Genomic DNA, 16468 nt, shown 5'->3' on the forward strand with positions numbered 1-16468 from the left:
CGGTGCGTCTCTGTAAGTTCACAGTAGAAGCGGCGCGATGAACTACAACTGGAACTGGCGGATCTTCTTCGACGCCTCGCCGGAGGGCACCGGCACGTATCTCGACATGCTGCTCTCGGGGCTCATGTGGACGATCACGACCGCGCTCTGCTCCTGGGTGATCGCCTTCTTCCTGGGCTCCCTGATCGGCGTGCTGCGGACCCTGCCGTCGAAGACCGCGAACACCGTCGGTACCGCCTACGTGGAATTGTTCCGCAACGTGCCGCTGCTGGTGCAGATGTTCCTCTGGTACTTCGTGCTGCCCGAAGTGGTCCCGACCCGGATCGGCGACGCGATCAAGCAATTGCCCGACGCGCCGTTCTACACGGCGGTGGTGTGCCTCGGCTTCTTCACCGCCTCGCGCGTCGCCGAGCAGGTCCGCGCCGGCATCCAGGCGCTGCCGCGGGGCCAGCGCATGGCCGGCACCGCCATGGGCTTCACGACCTATCAGACCTACCGCTACGTGCTGCTGCCCAACGCCTACCGGATCATCCTGCCGCCGATGACCTCGGAATTCCTCAACAATCTCAAGAACACGTCGGTGGCGCTGACCATCGGCCTGCTGGAGCTGACCGCCCGGGCCCGCTCGATGCAGGAATTCTCGTTCCAGGTGTTCGAGGCGTTCACGGCGGCGACGATCCTCTACGTGATCATCAACCTCGTGGTCGTCACGGCGGCGACCTTCCTGGAGAAGGCGGTCGCCATCCCCGGCCAGCGCTGAGGGCCGCCCGCTTCCGTTCCGCCACCCCGCCCGACGGCCACCGGTAACAGGCCCCGATGCTCTCGAATTTCGACTTTTCCGTCATCGTCTCGTCCCTGCCCTACCTGTTCGGTCAGGGCATGGTCTTCACCGTGACGCTCACCGCCATGGCCGCCGTGGGCGGCGTGATCATCGGAACGCTCCTGGCAATGGCGCGCCTGTCGGGCATTCCCGGCCTGTGGCACCTCGCCAAAGGTTATGTCGAGCTGTGCCGCTCGCTCCCGCTGGTGCTGGTGATCTTCTGGTTCTACTTCCTGGTGCCGTATATCGGCGCCTACGTGACGGGGGCCTCGACGCCGATCCAGGTGGGCGCCTTCCCGTCCGCCCTGATCACCTTCATGGCCTTCGAGGCGGCCTACTTCTCGGAGATCATGCGGGCCGGCATCCAGTCGATCCCGAAGGGCCAAACGGCGGCCGCCCAGGCCCTCGGGATGAATTACTGGCAGACCATGGGCAACGTGATCCTGCCCCAGGCCTTCCGCAACATGCTGCCGCTGCTGCTGACCCAGACCATCATCCTCTTCCAGGACACGTCGCTGGTCTACGTGCTGTCGCTCACGGACTTCATGGGCGCCGCCTCGAAGGTCGCCCAGCGCGACGGACGCCTCGTCGAGATGTATATCTTCGCGGCGGTGGTTTATTTCGTGATCTGCTTCTCGGCCTCGTTCCTGGTGCGCCGCCTGCAGCGCCGCGTGGCCATCATCCGCTGACCGACACTGGAGACCGTGCCATGACCTCGTCCCCGATGCCGGCTCCCACCGCCGCCGAACCCGTCGCCGATGCCAGCCACGCGCCCAAGGATGCCGGCCTGCAGTCGGGCGGCCTCATCGCCGGCGCGCCCGTCGTGGCGCCCGGCGAGACGATGATCGCTATCGACAACATCAGCAAATGGTACGGCGACTTCCAGGTGCTGACGAACTGCACCACCAAAGTCGCCAAGGGCGAGGTGGTGGTCGTCTGCGGTCCTTCGGGCTCGGGCAAGTCGACCCTGATCAAATGCGTCAACGCCCTGGAGCCCTTTCAGAAGGGCCAGATTACGGTGGCCGGCACCAAGGTCGCCGACAAGGCGACCAATCTGCCCAAGCTCCGCTCGCGGGTCGGCATGGTGTTCCAGCATTTCGAGCTGTTCCCGCACCTGTCGATCACCGACAACCTCACCATCGCCCAGCGCAAGGTGCTCGGGCGAAGCGCCGAGGATGCCAAGAAGCGCGGGCTCGACCTTCTCGCCCGGGTCGGCCTCGGCGCCCACGCGAACAAGTTCCCCGGCCAGCTCTCCGGCGGCCAGCAGCAGCGCGTGGCCATCGCGCGGGCGCTCGCCATGAACCCGGTGGTGATGCTGTTCGACGAGCCGACCTCGGCGCTCGACCCCGAGATGGTCGGCGAGGTGCTCGACGTGATGGTCGAACTCGCCAAGGAAGGCATGACCATGATGGTCGTGACCCACGAGATGGGCTTCGCCCGCAAGGTCGCCGACCGGGTGATCTTCATGGATCGCGGCGAGATCGTCGAGGACGCCAAGAAGGAGGAGTTCTTCGGCAGCCCCCGCTCAGAGCGGGCCCAGACCTTCCTGTCGAAGATCCTGCAACACTGAGTTCGAGCGCTCTACTCCGACGCTTCCTGCGCGGCCCGATATTCCCGCCCGTGCTGGCAATAGCCCTCGACGATGCGGATCATCATGGCGCGTTTCTCGGCGTCGAGGGGGCCCAGGATCCTGGCCGGGCGGCCGCCCCACAGATAACCGGCCTCCAGGATCTGGCCGGGATCCGTGGTGGCGCCCGCCGCCAGCATGACGTCGTCGGCGATCAGGGTTCCTGACGCAATCGTCGCGCCGATGCCGATCAACGAACGTGCCCCGATCCGGCAATCCGAGATCCGGACGTTGTGGGCGATGGTGGTGTCCCGCCCGATCACCACGCCGTCCGCCCGGGTGCGGATGACCGTGTTGTCCTGAATATTGGTATCGGCGCCGACGACGATCGGGCCGACCTCGGCGTTGAGGTCGCAGCAGAACAGCACGCTCGCCCCGGCTCCGAGGCTCACCCGCCCGCGCAGACGGGCGTTGCGCGCCACGAACACGCTGTCGTCGACCTCCGATACTTCCCCGGGCGGGAGAGCGGATCCGTCGCCCATGCGCTCACGCAGCCGCTCGGCGCGCTCGGCGATCTCATCGGCTCCGATCGCTCGGCTCGGACGGGCGGGACTGCCGGCATAGGCGTAGCCGCCGGGCAGCGACGCCCGAGGGAATACGGTCGAGCCCGCCTCGATCACCGCACCGTCGCCGACCTCGGCGCCGTCGAGGATCACCACATCGTCCTCGACGACCACGTCGGAGCCGAGCGTACAGGCGTGCACGACGCTGTTGCGCCCGACCGTGACGCGGTCGCCGACCCGGGTGCCGTGCGTCCGGGTGGCGATGTGCACCGTCGAGCGGTGGCCGAGCCAGAAGCGGTCGCCGAGGATGACGGTCTGGCCGTCGGCGCGAATCACCGCCTCGTCGCCGATCCAGGCCTGCGCGCCGATCCGCGCGGCGCCGATCACCGTGCTGCCGCGACCGCACCAGACCGGGCGGCTGACGAAATCCGGGTGCACGCCGTCGTAGGGCAGGATCAGGTCGGGGGTCACGCGGGTATCCTTCTCCAGCGCCGTCCGGAGCACGCGGGCTCATCCGAGGACCGCGCGCCGGGCCGGCAGGGCGCGACGGACCGTCTCATATAGAGGCGGGGCCGGGTGTGACAGGGACGGGACTGGCCCGCAAAGCCGCGGACTCCTATGGATCGGGCCATGAGCGCCCCCGTTCCGAGCATCGCCATCCAGGCCGAGCCCTTCGACACCGCGGCCGAGATCGCCAGCGTGAGCGCGGTGCTGGGCGGCCGGGCGGGCGCCGTCGTCACCTTCACCGGCCTGTGCCGCGACGAGGGCGGGCGGCTGACCGCCCTGGAGCTGGAGCACTACCCCGGCATGGCCGAGGCCGAGATCCGGCGGGTCGCCGACGAGGCGATGGCCCGCTGGCCGCTCCAGGCCCTGCGGGTGATCCACCGCCATGGGCTGGTGCACCCGGGCGACGGCATCGTGCTGGTGGTGACCGCCGCGAGCCACCGGGTCGCGGCCTTCGCGGCCGCGGATTTCCTGATGGATTACCTCAAGACCCGCGCCCCGTTCTGGAAGCGCGAGCACCTCGCCGACGGCACCACCGGCGGTTGGGTCGAGGCGACGGCTCAGGATGACGCCGCGGCCGGGCGCTGGCGCTGAGGGTCGAGTCCCGGGCCGCGCCGCGCGACACGATCCGCGTCCCGAAGAGGACGAGGTGGCTGGATTGATCGCCGGTATCGATGTCCGGCCCGGGCCGCGGGCGCGGGCGCGGGCGCGGATCCGGCTGGCGCCGCCAGTGCTCCTGCGGGGGCGCCCGATGGGCCGAAGCCTGCGGTCCGGCGGCGCGCGCGGACAACCGGCGGACGGGCATCCCCGCCCCGCAGCCGCCCGCAAAGGCCGGAGAGAGCCGGCGGTTCAGGACATCGCCGTCCCGAACGCCCGCCGCCATCGCGCAGACGCCTGCGTGTCCCCCCTGTCATCCCGGTCCCGCCTTCGGTGCCCGGACTGACGGGAAGGCCGATCGGGGCATCCGTCGCAGTCGGAGGGTCGAACAAGCCGGGGACGTCGCCGGCGAACCCGGACCATGGTTTCGGGCTCGCTTCACCCTGAGAACCCGCGGTCTCGCCCTTGACCCCTGAGGGCCCAGGGCGTTCGTGAACCCGCGGTGCAGGAGTGATGATGTCGGACAGCAAGCTACAGGACTTGGACGGCCCGGTCGGGCCCTGGCGCGGAACGGCGCCGCTCGCAGCCTCCGGGATCGCCGTGGTGTGCTTCGTGGCGGCACTGGCCCTGGCCTGGATGTCCGCCGGCACGCTCCTGCTGATCTTCGCGGGCGTCCTCCTCGGCGTGTTCCTCGACGGCCTGACCCGCGGGCTCGGCCGCGTCCTGCCCCTGCCGCGGGCCCTGCGATTGTCCGTCGTCAGCCTCGTGGTGGCGATCGCGGTGGTCGGCTTCGCGAGCTACGGCGGCGCCACCATCGTCCAGCAGGGCCGCGAACTCGGCACCACGATCAAGGATCAGGCGGCCACGGTGTCGGGCTGGCTCTCGGAGCGCGGCATCGACGTGCCGAGCCTCGCCCCGCAGGGCAGCGGCAAGGACGGCTCGACGGATTCGGGCCAGAAGGAGGGCGGCCTCGCCGGCCTCGCCTCCGGCCTGATGAAGGGCAGCGGCTCCTTCGTGTCGGATGCCGGCAGCGTCCTCGGACCGGCCGCGGCGGTGGTCCTGGGCCTGTTCGATGCCCTCGGCAACGTCCTCGTGATCGCCTTTCTGGGCCTCGCCTTCGCGGCCGACCCGAAGGCCTACCGGGACGGGGTCGTCCGGTTCGTGCCTCCGGCGAAGCGCTGGCGCGCCAGCCAGGTCCTCGACGGGGCCGGCGAGACCCTGCGCCACTGGCTGTTCGGCCAGCTGATCATCATGGCGGTGATCTTCCTGTGCACCTGGGCCGGCCTCGCCTTCCTGGGGATCGGCGGTGCGCTGATCCTGGGCCTCCAGGCGGGCGTGCTCGCCTTCGTGCCGACGGTCGGGCCGCTGGTCGCGGGCCTCGTCATCATCCTCGCCGCGCTCGCCTCGGGCACGAAGGCGGTGATCGGCGCGATCGGCGTGTATCTGGCGGTCCAGTGCCTGGAGAGCTACGGCCTGACGCCGTTCATCCAGAAGCGGGCGCTGGACATCCCCCCGGCCACGATCTTCGCCGGCCAGCTGATCCTCGGCGTGATCTTCGGGCTGTGGGGCATCGCCCTCGCCCTGCCCTTGATGGCGGTCATCAAGGTCCTGCTGGAGCAGCTCTACGTGGAGGATACGCTCCACGAGCAGCCGAGCAGCTGAGCGGAGGGACTTCCTTCAGGGCGGCGGGCGATCGGATCGCCGCCGCAGAGGGCCTGCCGGCCGAGCTTCCGCGTCGGGGAGCCGGCCCGATCCCCGAGCCTTCCCCGGGAGGGGCCGCCGCACCGCGCATGCCCGGCCTGACCGAAGGACGGCGCGGTTCGAGGGCTTGCCGCCCGCGCGAGGTCGGGGGCGACGGCGCGCCGGTCTCCAGGGGCGGCATCGACGGCCTGCCCGGCGTCCCGAAGGAGAGCGCCGATCAGGCTCCGGCCGCCGCGGTGTCCTCCGGCGATGTCCGACTGTCGGCGGCGCGAAGGCCGACACCGCGGGTGATCCGAGGGCCGCGACGATGCCGGCCGACACATGCGCCGAGCCGAAACCCGCCAAGACGAAACCCGCCAAGACGAACCCGCCAAGACGACACCCGCCGAGCCGAAACCCGTCAGGTGCGGCGCCGATAAGCGCGCCCCGAGGAAGAGCGTCGCCGGTTCATCGACGCCGCGCGCGGCAGGGGCAAGTGAGGACGAAGCCGAGTCCGCTTCCGTGCCGAAGCGGAGCGCGACCTCCGGGTCCTTGAGGGAGCCGGCCTATTGGTCCGTGACGGAGAAGCTGGCCCGCGCGACCATGACCAGTCTGCCCGCCTCGTCATAGGCGTGAGCGGAATACTCATTGACCCCGGTCAGGTCGCCTTCGTCGCGCAGGAGTTCCGTCAGGACTCTGCGCAAGAGCTCGCGGAGCGCGCCGTGGCTCGGGAGCTCGACGCCCTCCTCGTCCATGACCGTGACGTGGTTGGTCGTGCTGATGAAGTAGCGTGCCAAAAGACGCTCCACCATGTGGGCGGGAGCGCGCGTCTTCCGGCCGCTAGCGCCCGGGAAACGTTGCCAGCGATGAGCCGTGTCTAGTGTCGCGTCGGTGAGCTCACAATCACAAATGTACGCTAGGGGACATAACGCGACATTTTGCGCGGCCGTCATCATCGCGGCCCCGAAGTCGCCCCTTCCGGGCGGCCGCCCGCGCTGCTTGTCCGGAGCCCGCAGGCGAACCAGGACGCCCTGAATGCCGGTGGTGCCGGGATCGGCCGGGTCGGCGGCTCTGGATCCCGGGCGCTGCGCGGTCCCGGAACGGCGGACGGGATGGGCACCCGGCGGCGTCGCCCGAGAGCGTGCCGGTGCGGGTCGCCCTGACGGCCGGTCAGCCGCGCAGCGCGGTCTCGATCATCCGGGCCACCGCCAGGGTCCGGCCGTCGTCGCCGAAGCGGCCGATCACCTGGACGCCCACCGGCAGGCTCTGGCCGGGCACCGGCACGTTCACGCAGGGCACGCCCATCAGCGTCCACAGCTGGTTGAAGCGCGGGTCGCCCGTCGAATCCAGGGTCGCGGGTGCGGATCCCGGCGCCGAGAAGGTCAGGATCGCGTCGTAATCGGCGAAGAGGCCCTTCAGCACCCGCCGGGCGTGATGGCCGTGGCGGCGGGCATCGTCGTACTGGGCCGGCTCGATCGCCGCGCCGGCGTCGAGATGCTCGCGGACGCGGGGCGGGAGCGCGTCGGCCTGCGTGTCGTATTCCCAGGCGAGCGCCAGCCGCCCCTCGTAGTTCTGGATGATGCGGTGGCGCTCCCAGGCCTGCGCCAGCTCCGGCGGCAGGGCGAGGTCGCTCACCCGCGCCCCGGCCCGCTCGGCCGCCTGCCGGGCGCGCATCAATGCGGCCTCGGCCTCCGGTTCCGGGGCCTCGGCAAAGTCCTGCCGCACCACGGCGATGCGGGGGGCCGAGCCCGAATCCGCGCCGTCGATCTCCGGGCGTCCGGTGACCAGGGCGAGGGCATGGGCGACGTCCGCGACCCCGGCGGCGAACAGCCCGACCGTGTCGAGGGCCCAGGAATAGGTCTTCACGCCGACCGTGGGGATCAGCCGGAACGACGGCTTCACCGCCGCGCAGCCGCAATAGCTCGCGGGCCGGATCACCGACCCCGCCGTCTGCGTGCCGAGGGCCAGGGGCAGCATCCCGGCGCCCACCGCGGCGGCCGAGCCCGCCGATGAGCCGCCCGGCGTGTGGCCGGGATCGTGCGGGTTGACCGTCTCGGTCGGGTCGCTGCTGGCGAAGGCCGTGGTGGTGGTCTTGGCGAGGGCGACGGCGCCGAGCTGCTTCAGCCGGCTCACCACGGCGGCGTCACCCCGGGGCGTCCAGCCCGCGTAGATCGACGAGCCCATCTGGCTCGGCAGGCCGGCGCTGTCGATGATGTCCTTCACGCCCACCGCGATGCCGGCGAGCGGCCCGGTCTCCGGGATCGCCGGCGCCGGGTCGAGGGTGACCAGCGCGTGCAGGTCCGGCTCCCGCGCGGCGATCGCGGCGCGGCACAGATCGATCGCCCCCGCGGGGGTCAGGGTGCCGGCGGCGATGCGGGCGCGGAGGTCGAGAAGTGAAAGCATAATGCATTCAGTCTGCGGTCCGCGGCGCTGTCAACCGAGACGCCACAGGTCGCGTCATTCCCGAAACGCCGTTGACGAACGCTTTACGCGACCGTGCGCATCGTCCGGGTCATGTGGCGTGGCGTATCCCTGTTCTCGGCTCTGGCGCTGTTCGGCGCGGGCCTCACCGCGTGCTCGATCAATCATTTCGAGCGGCGCGAACCGTGGCGCGATCAGGCGGAGCAGGTCTGCCTGGCCAAGAAGCTCGTCGAGCCCTCGGAGTTCGTCACGCCGATCGCGGCCATGGACGGCCCGGGGCCGTGCGGCATGCAGCAGCCCTTCCGGGTGACGCGGCTCGGCGGCGGCTCCGTCCTGCTGAAGCAGCGGATGACCCTGGGCTGCCCGGCGCTGGCCGAGGCCGAGGCGTGGCTCGCCGACACGATCCAGCCGGCCGCCAACCTCTATTTCGGCGTGCCGGTGGCCGAGATCAACGCGGGTTCCTATTCCTGCCGCGGCCGCAACAACCAGCCCGGCGCCAAGCTCTCCGAGCACGGTTTCGGCAACGCCATCGACGTCATGTCGATCAAGCTCGCCGACGGCCACGTGATCACCGTGAAGGGCGGCTGGCGCGGCACGGAGGCCGAGCAGGGCTTCCTGCGCGAGATCTTCCTCGGCGCCTGCCAGCGCTTCACCACGGTGCTGGCCCCCGGCTCGAACGTGTTCCACTACGACCACATCCACGTCGATCTCGCCCGGCACGACCCGCGCGGTCTGAGGCGGATCTGCCAGCCGATGATCAAGTTCACGCCGCAGCTCGGCACCGGCGTCGAGCGGCCGCTGAGCCGTCCGGTCCCGCCGCAGCGCCAGCCCGCCGCCCCGCAGGCGCCGGTGGATGTGGAGCAGGACGATCCCTACGGCGTGTCGCCGATGTCGAAGGCCGGCGGCGCGACGCAGGTCGCCCGGGCGCCGGCCCGCCCGACCGCGGCATCGGCCTACACCGCCGCGCCGCCGGTGCGGCCGGCGCCACGGATCGCCGCGGCCGCCCCCGAGGAGCCCGCGCAGGACTACGACGAGCCGCTGCAGCTCGGCGCGCCGCCGAGCACGGGGCCGATCTACTGACCGGGCGACGCCGGAACGCGGGTTGACGGGATCGGGCCGCGGGCCGGTCCCGCTCCGGGGGCATCGGCCGGCGAGTGTAGCGGCCGCGCCGCACAGGCCGCCAAAGCACCGGCGCGGGGCCGCCGGAGCTTGACTGGCGGCGCGGCCGGGCCATCGTTCGCGGATGCAGGATCGCACATCCGTCGAGGCACGCGCCATGCGCCCGCTCTTTCACGGCTTCGCCCTCGGGCTGGCCCTTCTCGCCCTGGCCCAGCCGGCGCTGGCCCGCTCGGCCCGGGAGGACATCGAGCCCGCCGAGGAGCGGATCTTCCCCTTCGACGCGCAGATCCCCGGCTGCCAGGACCCGTCGGTGCTGGAGCGGGTCTCGACCAACTTCGCCGAGAAGGAGGCGAAGTTCTGGAATTCGTCGATGACGATCCTGTCCTTCGACACGATCGAGCGCACCGCCTGGCGGCCCTGGGGCCTCGACACCTATCCCCGCCGCTTCTGCACCGCGACCATCACCACGTCGGACGGCGTCCGCCGCAAGGTCGACTACTCGGTGCGCGAGAGCCTCGGGATCATCGGGGCGACCTGGGGCGTCGAGTTCTGCGTCCACGGGCTCGACCGGGACCTCGCCTACGCCTACGCCACCGCCTGCCGGATGGCGCGTCCCTGACCATGCGCAGGCTCGCCGCCGGCCTCGCGGGCCTGCTCCTCGCCGGGCCGGCCGCCGCCCAGGATTACGGCGGCTTCGCCCGTGGCGGCACGCCCGGCGCGTTCGACTTCTACGTCCTCGCCCTGTCGTGGTCGCCGACCTACTGCGCGGGGCCGGGCGCACGCCGGGACGACGTCCAGTGCGCCCCCGGTCGCGGCCTCGGCTTCGTCGTCCACGGCCTATGGCCGCAATATGCCCGCGGCTATCCGGAGAACTGCTCGGCGGTGAACCGCGCGCCCACCCGGCAGGCCATGGAGGTGGCCGGGCAGGTCTATCCGAGCGAGGGGCTCGCCCGGTACGAGTGGCGCAAGCATGGCACCTGCTCGGGCCTCGATCCCGCCGCCTATTTCGCGGCCGCCCGCACGGCGCGGCAGGCGGTGACGATCCCCGACGGCCTGACGGGCGGCTCCCCGCCGCAATCCCTCGCCCCCATCGAGATCGCGCGGCAATTCGTGGCGGCCAATCGCGGCCTGCGCCCCGACATGATGGCGGTCACCTGCACCCGCGGGCAGCTCCAGGAGGTCCGGATCTGCTTCGGCAAGGACCTGCGCGGCTTCGCCCCCTGCCCCGAGGTCGCCCGCGGCAATTGCCGGGCGCCCGAGGTGCGTCTCGACGCCGCCCGCTAGGTTTTTTCGGCGTTTTGCGCGCCGGGCGCTGGACCTGGGGCGCCGGATCGGCTTGAGCGCGCGGCCATGAACTATCGGCACGCCTTCCACGCCGGCAACCACGCCGACGTCCTCAAGCACCTCGTTCTGGCGCGGGTGCTCGACCACCTCCGGCTCAAGGACAAGCCGTTCCGGGCGCTGGACGCCTTCGCGGGACTCGGCGTCTACGATCTCGAGGCCGACGAGGCGGCCCGCACCGGCGAGTGGCGGGAGGGGTGGGGCCGGATGACCGCGCCCTTCGCGCCGGATGTCGAGGCGCTGCTTGCGCCTTACCGGGCCGCGGTGGCGGCGGTGCAGGCGCGCGACGGCGCCACCGCCTATCCCGGCTCGCCCGCCCTGATCCGCGAGGCGCTGCGCCCCGGCGACAAGGGCGTGTTCGTGGAACTCCATCCGGCGGATGCCGCCACGCTGCAGGACCGCTACGCCTGCGATCCCCGCACCAAGGTGATGAGCCTCGACGGCTGGACTGCGATCAACGCCCAGATCCCGCCGCCGGAGCGGCGCGGCCTCGTGCTGATCGATCCGCCCTACGAGGTGCCCGGCGAGATCGCGCGCCTCGGCGCCCACCTCGCCCGGGCGGTGGCGAAATGGCCCACCGGGGTGTTCCTGGCCTGGTATCCGATCAAGGACACCGAGGCCCTCGACCGGATGGTCCGCGACCTCGATGCCGCCCTGCCCCGCCCGGCCCTGCGGCTCGATCTCCTGATCGAGCGGCCGGGCGACCCGACGCGGCTCACCGGGAGCGGCCTGATCGTGGTCAACCCGCCGTGGCGCCTCGCCGAGGAGGCGATGCTGTTCCTGCCGGCCCTGGCCGAACGGCTGGCCCGGCATGAGTTCGGAGGATTTCGCTGCGATCCGATCGGTCCCGCGGCCTGACACGGTAGACTTGGGCCGTGCCGGGAAAGCTGTTCCGGACGCCCGCAAAGGAAAACGCCGGTCCGCCCGGACGATTGTGGCGGCAAAGTCACATTTCCGCGTCGAACGTGTTCAGCGATAGGGATCTGCCCAAAAAATATGCAACTGCTCTATGTTTGATTTTGTGTCATTCGCAGCGCGATGTCAGCTTGGCCGTAGACGAATCCGAACGAGCTCCGAACCATGCTGAAGCGATCCGCCCTGGCCGGCCTGGCCACCGTGCTGCTGTCCTCGACCAGCATCCTCGCGGCCGATCTGTCGGCCCCGGCGCCGGTTCCCGTCGCGCCCCCCGCCGAGCCGTGCAAGGCCACGCTGATCGGTCCGGCCTATAGCGGCGTGATCAAGGCCAACCCGAATCCGAGCTGCTTCTCCGCGGGTCCGCTCGGGGACCTCTACGTGGGCGGCGCCATCACCGGCTACGGCTACACGCAGTCGAACCCGTTCGCCTCGTTCTCGACCCCGGCGGCGCCCAACGACCGCGACCGGTCGGCCCGGTTCGACTTCTCGAACGTGCAGGGCATCATCCAGAAGCCCGAGGGCGCGTTCCAGTTCTACATCCAGGCCGGCGGCTACTCGATCCCGCAGCTCGGCTTCCCCACGCTCGGCACCTTCACCCAGACCGATCTCCTGTTCGGCCCGGTCCCGGTCGCCTTCGGCAAGATCCAGATCAACGATGAATGGTCGGTCCAGGGCGGCCGGATGTTCACCCTGATCGGCACCGAGCTGCTGTTCACCTACCAGAACCTGAACATCAACCGCGGCCTCCTGTTCGTGCAGGAGAACTTCATCAACCAGGGCGTGCAGGTCAATTACAGCAGCGGCCCGCTCTCGGTGTCCCTCGCGGGCACGGACGGCTTCTTCTCCAACGAGATCACGTGGTTCACCGGCAACGTCGCCTACAAGCTCGACGACTACAACACGATCGGCGTCAACGGCGGCCTGAACGTCGGCCGGACCAACGCCCTCGACCGCAGCCCGCGCTACCAGTTCGCGACGCCGAACCTCCAGCAGAACAGCGGCATCTTCAACATCAACTACACCTACGCGAACGGCCCGTGGATCATCTCGCCGTACTTCCAGTTCACCAATGTCGAGCGGGACCTGCGCGTCGGCATCGCCAACTCGGCGTCGACCTACGGCGGCGCGCTGCTGGCGGCCTACTCGTTCACCGATAATTTCTCCCTGGCCGGCCGCGTCGAGTACACCGAGCAGACCGGCGTCCGCGGATCCGGCGGGACCAACCTGCTGGGCTTCGGTGCGGGCAGCAACGCCTTCTCGGTCACCGTCACGCCGACCTTCACCTTCGACCGGTACTTCTTCCGGGTGGAATACGCCCACGTCGAACTCGGCGGGATCACCCGTGGCAACCTCGCGGAGGGGACGCTCGGCACCGGCTTCGGCCGCACCGGCAACAACACCTCCCAGGACCGCTACATGGTCGAGACCGGCATCACCTTCTGATCGGATGACCCGGACCGGTTCACGGAACCGGTCGCCAGCAAGCCCCCGGCCTCAGGTCCGGGGGCTTTTTGTTGTCTGCTGAAATTGAAGGTGTTGTGGCAAATCGATTGCGACATTTGTAGTAATCGACTTCGTATATCGTCGTATTGTTGTGACGATATGTGCTCGATGAGCCGCCGATCTTGCGGTCGTCTGAACGAGACTTGCGCCGGTGCTGGGCCGGTCCGTATAAAGACCCTGGGACTCGACCGACGGGGGCGTTTCGGATGGCTTCGATCGAGGCGCTCGCGGCGACGCTCTGGAGCCTGGCCGCACTGGGCATGACGCCGAAGGCGCTGCGCGTCGCCGTCCGCGAGACGCATCCCGACGCGTCCAGGAAGGATGTGGTGCGGGCGGCCTTCTACGCCCTGGTCGCGGTGCAGCCCCGGGACGGGGGCGGGCTGAACGAACTGCACAGCTTCGCCCTGGCGGAGCGCTCGCCGGACGACGAGGCGCCCTTCGCGCTCGGCCCGCGGCGCACGAAGGTGCGGCGGCGTGGAGCCTGAGACCTGAGACCAGCGGTCGGGGTCCGCCCGCCGGCCATGGGGCTCAATCCCGTCTGAGCAGGCGGCGGCCCGGGCGGTGCCCCTCCTCGCCGGTGTCGCGAAAACCCAGCTTCTGCAGCAGGCCCCAGGACGCGACGTTGGCCGGGCGGCATTCCGCCACCACGAGGCGCGCCGGGAAGCGCGCGCCGAGAAGGCCGAGGATCGCCGATACGGCCTCGTAGGCGAAGCCGCGCCCGCGGGCGGCGCCCCCGATCCAGTATCCGATCTCGATCGTGCCGGTGCCGCGCAGATGCGTCCCGACCACCCCAACCAGGTCGCGTCCCGCCGGATCGGGGGCGACACCGGGATCGTCGCCGCCGCGGGTCCAGGCCCCGAGGAAGCAGTCCCGGCCCCGCCGGCCGCTGCGAATCAGATCCTCGGCATCCTGGAGCGTGAAGGGGGTCGGCAGGAAGTCCACCGCGGCGGTGATCGCCGGATCGTCGGTGAGCCGGCGCAGGGCCGCTGCGTCCGCGGGCTGAAGGGCGGCGACCGAGAGGCGCGCGGTCTCAATCGCCGGCAGATCGGCCAAGCTGTCGCGCGCGCCGCGGATGGTAAACATGTCCACGATGTGGGGAGCCGCCCAGGTAGGAAAAGGGACGGTCTCGCCCCTGGGTTTCATCCCCGGCACGGCGCGAAACCCTGCGCGAAACCCTGCGCGCTCCTTCGCTTCTGGGTCGCAGGTATGCGGAACGGGAACGGTTGCTTAACCTGAATCCGTCTTCATTGGGGCATCAGGTTGCGTCAGGCAAACGGGTGTGTCGATGCGGGTGCGCGGTACGGGTCAGATGTTGCGGACGCTGTCGCGCGTCGCGCTCATCGGCATGATCGGCGGGGCGGCCGCCGCCTGTTCCTCGGACGCATCGCGGCTGGGCAACCCATTCTCGAATCCGTTCGAGTCGGAGCCTTCCGCCACCGGCAGCCTGCCGGACGGATCCCTGAAGTCGGTGCCGCCGGTCCGGACCGGCCGCATCCAATCGGAGGCGCTGAGCGCGCCCGGCGCCGCGCGTCCGGCCGCCGCCGCGAGTCCGGCCCAGACCCCTGCTGCCGCCCCCGCGACCCGAGTCGCCTCCACCGGCGGCGTCGGCTGGAGCGCCGAGGGCGGCACGCAGATCACCGTCTCGCGCAACGACAGCCTGAACCAGATGTCCACCCGCTTCGGCGTGCCCGCTTCGGCGATCCTGGCCGCCAATGGCCTGAGCAACGCGAGCCAGATCACGCCCGGTCGTCAGATCGTGATCCCGGTCTACAACGCCTCCGGGCTGAACCCCGCCGCGGCCCCGATGTCCGCCCGGCCCGCCCGGGCTGCCGAGGAGAAGCGCGAGGACGCCAAGCAGGTCGAGAACAAGATCGCCGCGAAGCGCGAGGAGGCCAAGGAGGCCGCCCAGAAGCTCGCCGAGGCGAAGGCCGCCAAGGAGGCGGCGCAGAAGGCCGCCGCCGCCGAGAAGGAGGCGGAGCGCAAGGAGGCGCTCGCCCGCGACGCCGCCGCCCGCAAGGTCGCCGACGCCAAGACCCGCAAGGACGCCACCGCGAAGGACGGCGAGAAGCCGAAGCACGTGCGTCCCGGACAGGTCGCCAAGGCCGAGGAGAAGAAGGCCGACGACAAGAAGGCGGATCCGAAGCTCGAGGCGAAGGCGAAGGCCGAAGCCAAGGCCCAGGAAGCCCGCGCCGAGGCGAAGGCCGCCGCGAAGGCGGAGGCCGCCCAGAAGCTCGCCGAGGCGAAGGCCGCCAAGGAAGCCTCCAAGGAGGCGGCCAAGCAGGCCACCAAGGAGGCCGCCAAGGAGGCGGCGCAGAAGCCCGCCGCCGCCGAGAAGGTCGCCGCCAAGGAGACGCCGAAGCCGGTGGCCGCCGCGGCTCCTGCCCAGGCCAAGTCCGAGCCCGCCGCCACCGGCTCCGTGGCCGAGGCGACGGAGAACTTCCGCTGGCCCGCCAAGGGCCGGGTGATCTCCGGCTATGGCAGCTCCGGCAACGAGGGCATCAACATCGCCGTCCCGGAGGGCACCCCCGTCAAGGCCGCCGAAGAGGGCACGGTCGCCTATGCCGGCTCCGACGTGAAGGGCTACGGCAAGCTGGTCCTCGTGCGTCACGCCAACGGCTACGTCTCGGCCTACGCCCATAACGGCGAGATCGACGTGAAGCCCGGCGAGAAGGTCAAGCGCGGTCAGACCATCGCGAAGTCCGGCGCGTCGGGCAACGTGACCTCGCCGCAGCTCCATTTCGAGATCCGCAAGGGCGGCGCGCCCGTGGATCCCATGTCCCAGCTCGCCAGCAACTGAGCCGACCGGCAAGACGGCGGCACGCGGCGGCGGTCCCGGACGGGGCCGCCGTTTCGCGTTGCGGACCGACGGTCAGGCCGCGCCGGCCCTCCCCTCGCCCGCGCCGTGGCCGCCTAGGCCTTGGGCACCTGCAGGGTCCCGTCGGGGCTGTGGTGGTCCACGGTCTCGGGAAGGGCCTGCGCGAGGGTCGGGAACAGCTGGTCCATCGGGATTCCGAGCTTTCCCGCCATCTGGCGCACCTGATCGTTGTCGAGGACCTTGCGCAGGTCGTCGGCGGTGATCGGCTCGTTGGGCCCGCGGCCGAGCCAGGAATTGACCTGGCTCTCGTAGCCGGATCGCCGGAGCTGATCGAGCAGGGCGTTGAGCCCGCCGGGCAGGACCTGCTGGATCACGCCCGGCAACGCCTTGAGGGCGATCTGCCCCAGCGAGCCGCCGAGGGAATTGAGCAGACTCATGTGGGCCTCGCGTCGAAGGATCGGTCGACGGGAGTCTAGGGTGTGGACTCGATCAGCACCAGAAGGCGATGACGGCGGCCAGAGCGAGGGCCGAGGCGTAGTTGCGGGCGAGTTTGTCGTAGCGGGTGGCAATGCGGCGGAAGTCTTTGAGGCGGTTGAAGGTCGCCTCGATCCGCCAGCGCTCCC

18 protein-coding genes are annotated in these 16468 nt (G+C 70.6%); 12 read left to right on the forward strand and 6 right to left on the reverse strand.

The window, feature by feature from the left end:
- Positions 1 to 37: 37 nt before the first annotated feature.
- From ABIC70_RS24645 to ABIC70_RS24655, 3 genes are all read left to right on the forward strand, one after another.
- On the forward strand, positions 38 to 760 hold the full coding sequence (locus ABIC70_RS24645) for an amino acid ABC transporter permease (protein ID WP_043348617.1): 723 nt from the start codon (positions 38 to 40) through the stop codon (positions 758 to 760).
- A gap of 56 nt (positions 761 to 816) precedes the next feature.
- Positions 817 to 1509: an amino acid ABC transporter permease gene (locus ABIC70_RS24650; protein ID WP_043384934.1), complete on the forward strand. Its 693-nt coding sequence runs from the start codon at positions 817 to 819 to the stop codon at positions 1507 to 1509.
- A 152-nt stretch (positions 1510 to 1661) separates the two neighbouring features.
- Positions 1662 to 2390, forward strand: a complete 729-nt coding sequence (locus tag ABIC70_RS24655; protein WP_043385028.1) for an amino acid ABC transporter ATP-binding protein — start codon at positions 1662 to 1664, stop codon at positions 2388 to 2390.
- A gap of 11 nt (positions 2391 to 2401) precedes the next feature.
- Here ABIC70_RS24655 and ABIC70_RS24660 read toward each other — a convergent pair whose 3' ends face one another.
- Positions 2402 to 3421, reverse strand: a complete 1020-nt coding sequence (locus tag ABIC70_RS24660; protein ID WP_043385030.1) for a gamma carbonic anhydrase family protein — start codon at positions 3419 to 3421, stop codon at positions 2402 to 2404.
- Positions 3422 to 3580: 159 nt separating this feature from the next.
- Here ABIC70_RS24660 and ABIC70_RS24665 point away from each other — a divergent pair, with 159 nt between their 5' ends.
- Entirely contained in the window at positions 3581 to 4048 is a 468-nt protein-coding gene (locus tag ABIC70_RS24665) for a molybdenum cofactor biosynthesis protein MoaE (RefSeq protein ID WP_354441665.1), read from the forward strand.
- Positions 4049 to 4567: 519 nt separating this feature from the next.
- Entirely contained in the window at positions 4568 to 5713 is a 1146-nt protein-coding gene (locus ABIC70_RS24670) for an AI-2E family transporter (protein ID WP_179698840.1), read from the forward strand.
- A 584-nt stretch (positions 5714 to 6297) separates the two neighbouring features.
- On the opposite strand, the gene ABIC70_RS24675 is transcribed toward ABIC70_RS24670, so the two are convergent.
- Both ABIC70_RS24675 and ABIC70_RS24680 read right to left on the reverse strand, forming a co-directional pair.
- Positions 6298 to 6528, reverse strand: a complete 231-nt coding sequence (locus tag ABIC70_RS24675; protein ID WP_043350926.1) for a DUF6894 family protein — start codon at positions 6526 to 6528, stop codon at positions 6298 to 6300.
- 373 nt (positions 6529 to 6901) lie between these two features.
- Positions 6902 to 8134 (reverse strand): amidase, encoded by a 1233-nt coding sequence (locus ABIC70_RS24680; RefSeq protein ID WP_043350895.1) that lies wholly within the window; start codon positions 8132 to 8134, stop codon positions 6902 to 6904.
- Positions 8135 to 8245: 111 nt separating this feature from the next.
- Between ABIC70_RS24680 and ABIC70_RS24685 the strand changes: the two genes are divergently transcribed.
- The 6 genes from ABIC70_RS24685 (at position 8246) to ABIC70_RS24710 (ending at position 13515) form a co-directional block, all read left to right on the forward strand.
- On the forward strand, positions 8246 to 9232 hold the full coding sequence (locus ABIC70_RS24685) for an extensin-like domain-containing protein (RefSeq protein WP_043384942.1): 987 nt from the start codon (positions 8246 to 8248) through the stop codon (positions 9230 to 9232).
- Positions 9233 to 9428: 196 nt separating this feature from the next.
- A complete protein-coding gene (locus ABIC70_RS24690; protein ID WP_043350928.1) occupies positions 9429 to 9890 on the forward strand; it encodes a hypothetical protein in 462 nt (153 codons plus the stop codon).
- 2 nt (positions 9891 to 9892) lie between these two features.
- Positions 9893 to 10555 carry a ribonuclease T2 family protein gene (locus tag ABIC70_RS24695; RefSeq protein WP_043350900.1) on the forward strand — a complete coding sequence of 221 codons (663 nt, stop codon included), beginning with the start codon at positions 9893 to 9895 and terminating at the stop codon, positions 10553 to 10555.
- Positions 10556 to 10621: 66 nt separating this feature from the next.
- Positions 10622 to 11470, forward strand: a complete 849-nt coding sequence (locus ABIC70_RS24700; RefSeq protein WP_354441668.1) for a 23S rRNA (adenine(2030)-N(6))-methyltransferase RlmJ — start codon at positions 10622 to 10624, stop codon at positions 11468 to 11470.
- A 222-nt stretch (positions 11471 to 11692) separates the two neighbouring features.
- On the forward strand, positions 11693 to 12970 hold the full coding sequence (locus tag ABIC70_RS24705) for a porin (protein WP_182593156.1): 1278 nt from the start codon (positions 11693 to 11695) through the stop codon (positions 12968 to 12970).
- Positions 12971 to 13236: 266 nt separating this feature from the next.
- The gene (locus ABIC70_RS24710) at positions 13237 to 13515 is read left to right on the forward strand and encodes a hypothetical protein (protein WP_043757490.1); all 279 of its coding nucleotides are present in this window, start codon (positions 13237 to 13239) and stop codon (positions 13513 to 13515) included.
- Between the two features lie 43 nt (positions 13516 to 13558).
- Here ABIC70_RS24710 and ABIC70_RS24715 read toward each other — a convergent pair whose 3' ends face one another.
- Positions 13559 to 14113: a GNAT family N-acetyltransferase gene (locus tag ABIC70_RS24715; RefSeq protein ID WP_043761157.1), complete on the reverse strand. Its 555-nt coding sequence runs from the start codon at positions 14111 to 14113 to the stop codon at positions 13559 to 13561.
- A gap of 202 nt (positions 14114 to 14315) precedes the next feature.
- On the opposite strand from ABIC70_RS24715, the gene ABIC70_RS24720 reads away from it, so the two are divergent.
- Entirely contained in the window at positions 14316 to 15827 is a 1512-nt protein-coding gene (locus ABIC70_RS24720; RefSeq protein ID WP_043761159.1) for a peptidoglycan DD-metalloendopeptidase family protein, read from the forward strand.
- A gap of 113 nt (positions 15828 to 15940) precedes the next feature.
- On the opposite strand, the gene ABIC70_RS24725 is transcribed toward ABIC70_RS24720, so the two are convergent.
- Both ABIC70_RS24725 and ABIC70_RS24730 read right to left on the reverse strand, forming a co-directional pair.
- Positions 15941 to 16282, reverse strand: a complete 342-nt coding sequence (locus ABIC70_RS24725) for a YidB family protein (protein ID WP_043350910.1) — start codon at positions 16280 to 16282, stop codon at positions 15941 to 15943.
- A gap of 52 nt (positions 16283 to 16334) precedes the next feature.
- The coding region (locus ABIC70_RS24730) for a transposase (protein ID WP_354441675.1) at positions 16335 to 16468 on the reverse strand (134 nt) is incomplete at its 5' end.

The sequence above is a fragment of the Methylobacterium sp. 1973 genome (assembly GCF_040545035.1).
Lineage (GTDB): Bacteria > Pseudomonadota > Alphaproteobacteria > Rhizobiales > Beijerinckiaceae > Methylobacterium > Methylobacterium fujisawaense.

Coding starts and splice junctions, on each gene's coding strand:
- ABIC70_RS24645 (WP_043348617.1), top strand. CDS start 38: ATGAACTACAACTGGAACTGGCGGATCTTCTTCGACGCCTCGCCGGAG.
- ABIC70_RS24650 (WP_043384934.1), top strand. CDS start 817: ATGCTCTCGAATTTCGACTTTTCCGTCATCGTCTCGTCCCTGCCCTAC.
- ABIC70_RS24655 (WP_043385028.1), top strand. CDS start 1,662: ATGATCGCTATCGACAACATCAGCAAATGGTACGGCGACTTCCAGGTG.
- ABIC70_RS24665 (WP_354441665.1), top strand. CDS start 3,581: ATGAGCGCCCCCGTTCCGAGCATCGCCATCCAGGCCGAGCCCTTCGAC.
- ABIC70_RS24670 (WP_179698840.1), top strand. CDS start 4,568: ATGTCGGACAGCAAGCTACAGGACTTGGACGGCCCGGTCGGGCCCTGG.
- ABIC70_RS24680 (WP_043350895.1), bottom strand. CDS start 8,134: ATGCTTTCACTTCTCGACCTCCGCGCCCGCATCGCCGCCGGCACCCTG.
- ABIC70_RS24685 (WP_043384942.1), top strand. CDS start 8,246: ATGTGGCGTGGCGTATCCCTGTTCTCGGCTCTGGCGCTGTTCGGCGCG.
- ABIC70_RS24690 (WP_043350928.1), top strand. CDS start 9,429: ATGCGCCCGCTCTTTCACGGCTTCGCCCTCGGGCTGGCCCTTCTCGCC.
- ABIC70_RS24695 (WP_043350900.1), top strand. CDS start 9,893: ATGCGCAGGCTCGCCGCCGGCCTCGCGGGCCTGCTCCTCGCCGGGCCG.
- ABIC70_RS24700 (WP_354441668.1), top strand. CDS start 10,622: ATGAACTATCGGCACGCCTTCCACGCCGGCAACCACGCCGACGTCCTC.
- ABIC70_RS24705 (WP_182593156.1), top strand. CDS start 11,693: ATGCTGAAGCGATCCGCCCTGGCCGGCCTGGCCACCGTGCTGCTGTCC.
- ABIC70_RS24710 (WP_043757490.1), top strand. CDS start 13,237: ATGGCTTCGATCGAGGCGCTCGCGGCGACGCTCTGGAGCCTGGCCGCA.
- ABIC70_RS24715 (WP_043761157.1), bottom strand. CDS start 14,113: ATGTTTACCATCCGCGGCGCGCGCGACAGCTTGGCCGATCTGCCGGCG.
- ABIC70_RS24720 (WP_043761159.1), top strand. CDS start 14,316: ATGCGGGTGCGCGGTACGGGTCAGATGTTGCGGACGCTGTCGCGCGTC.
- ABIC70_RS24725 (WP_043350910.1), bottom strand. CDS start 16,282: ATGAGTCTGCTCAATTCCCTCGGCGGCTCGCTGGGGCAGATCGCCCTC.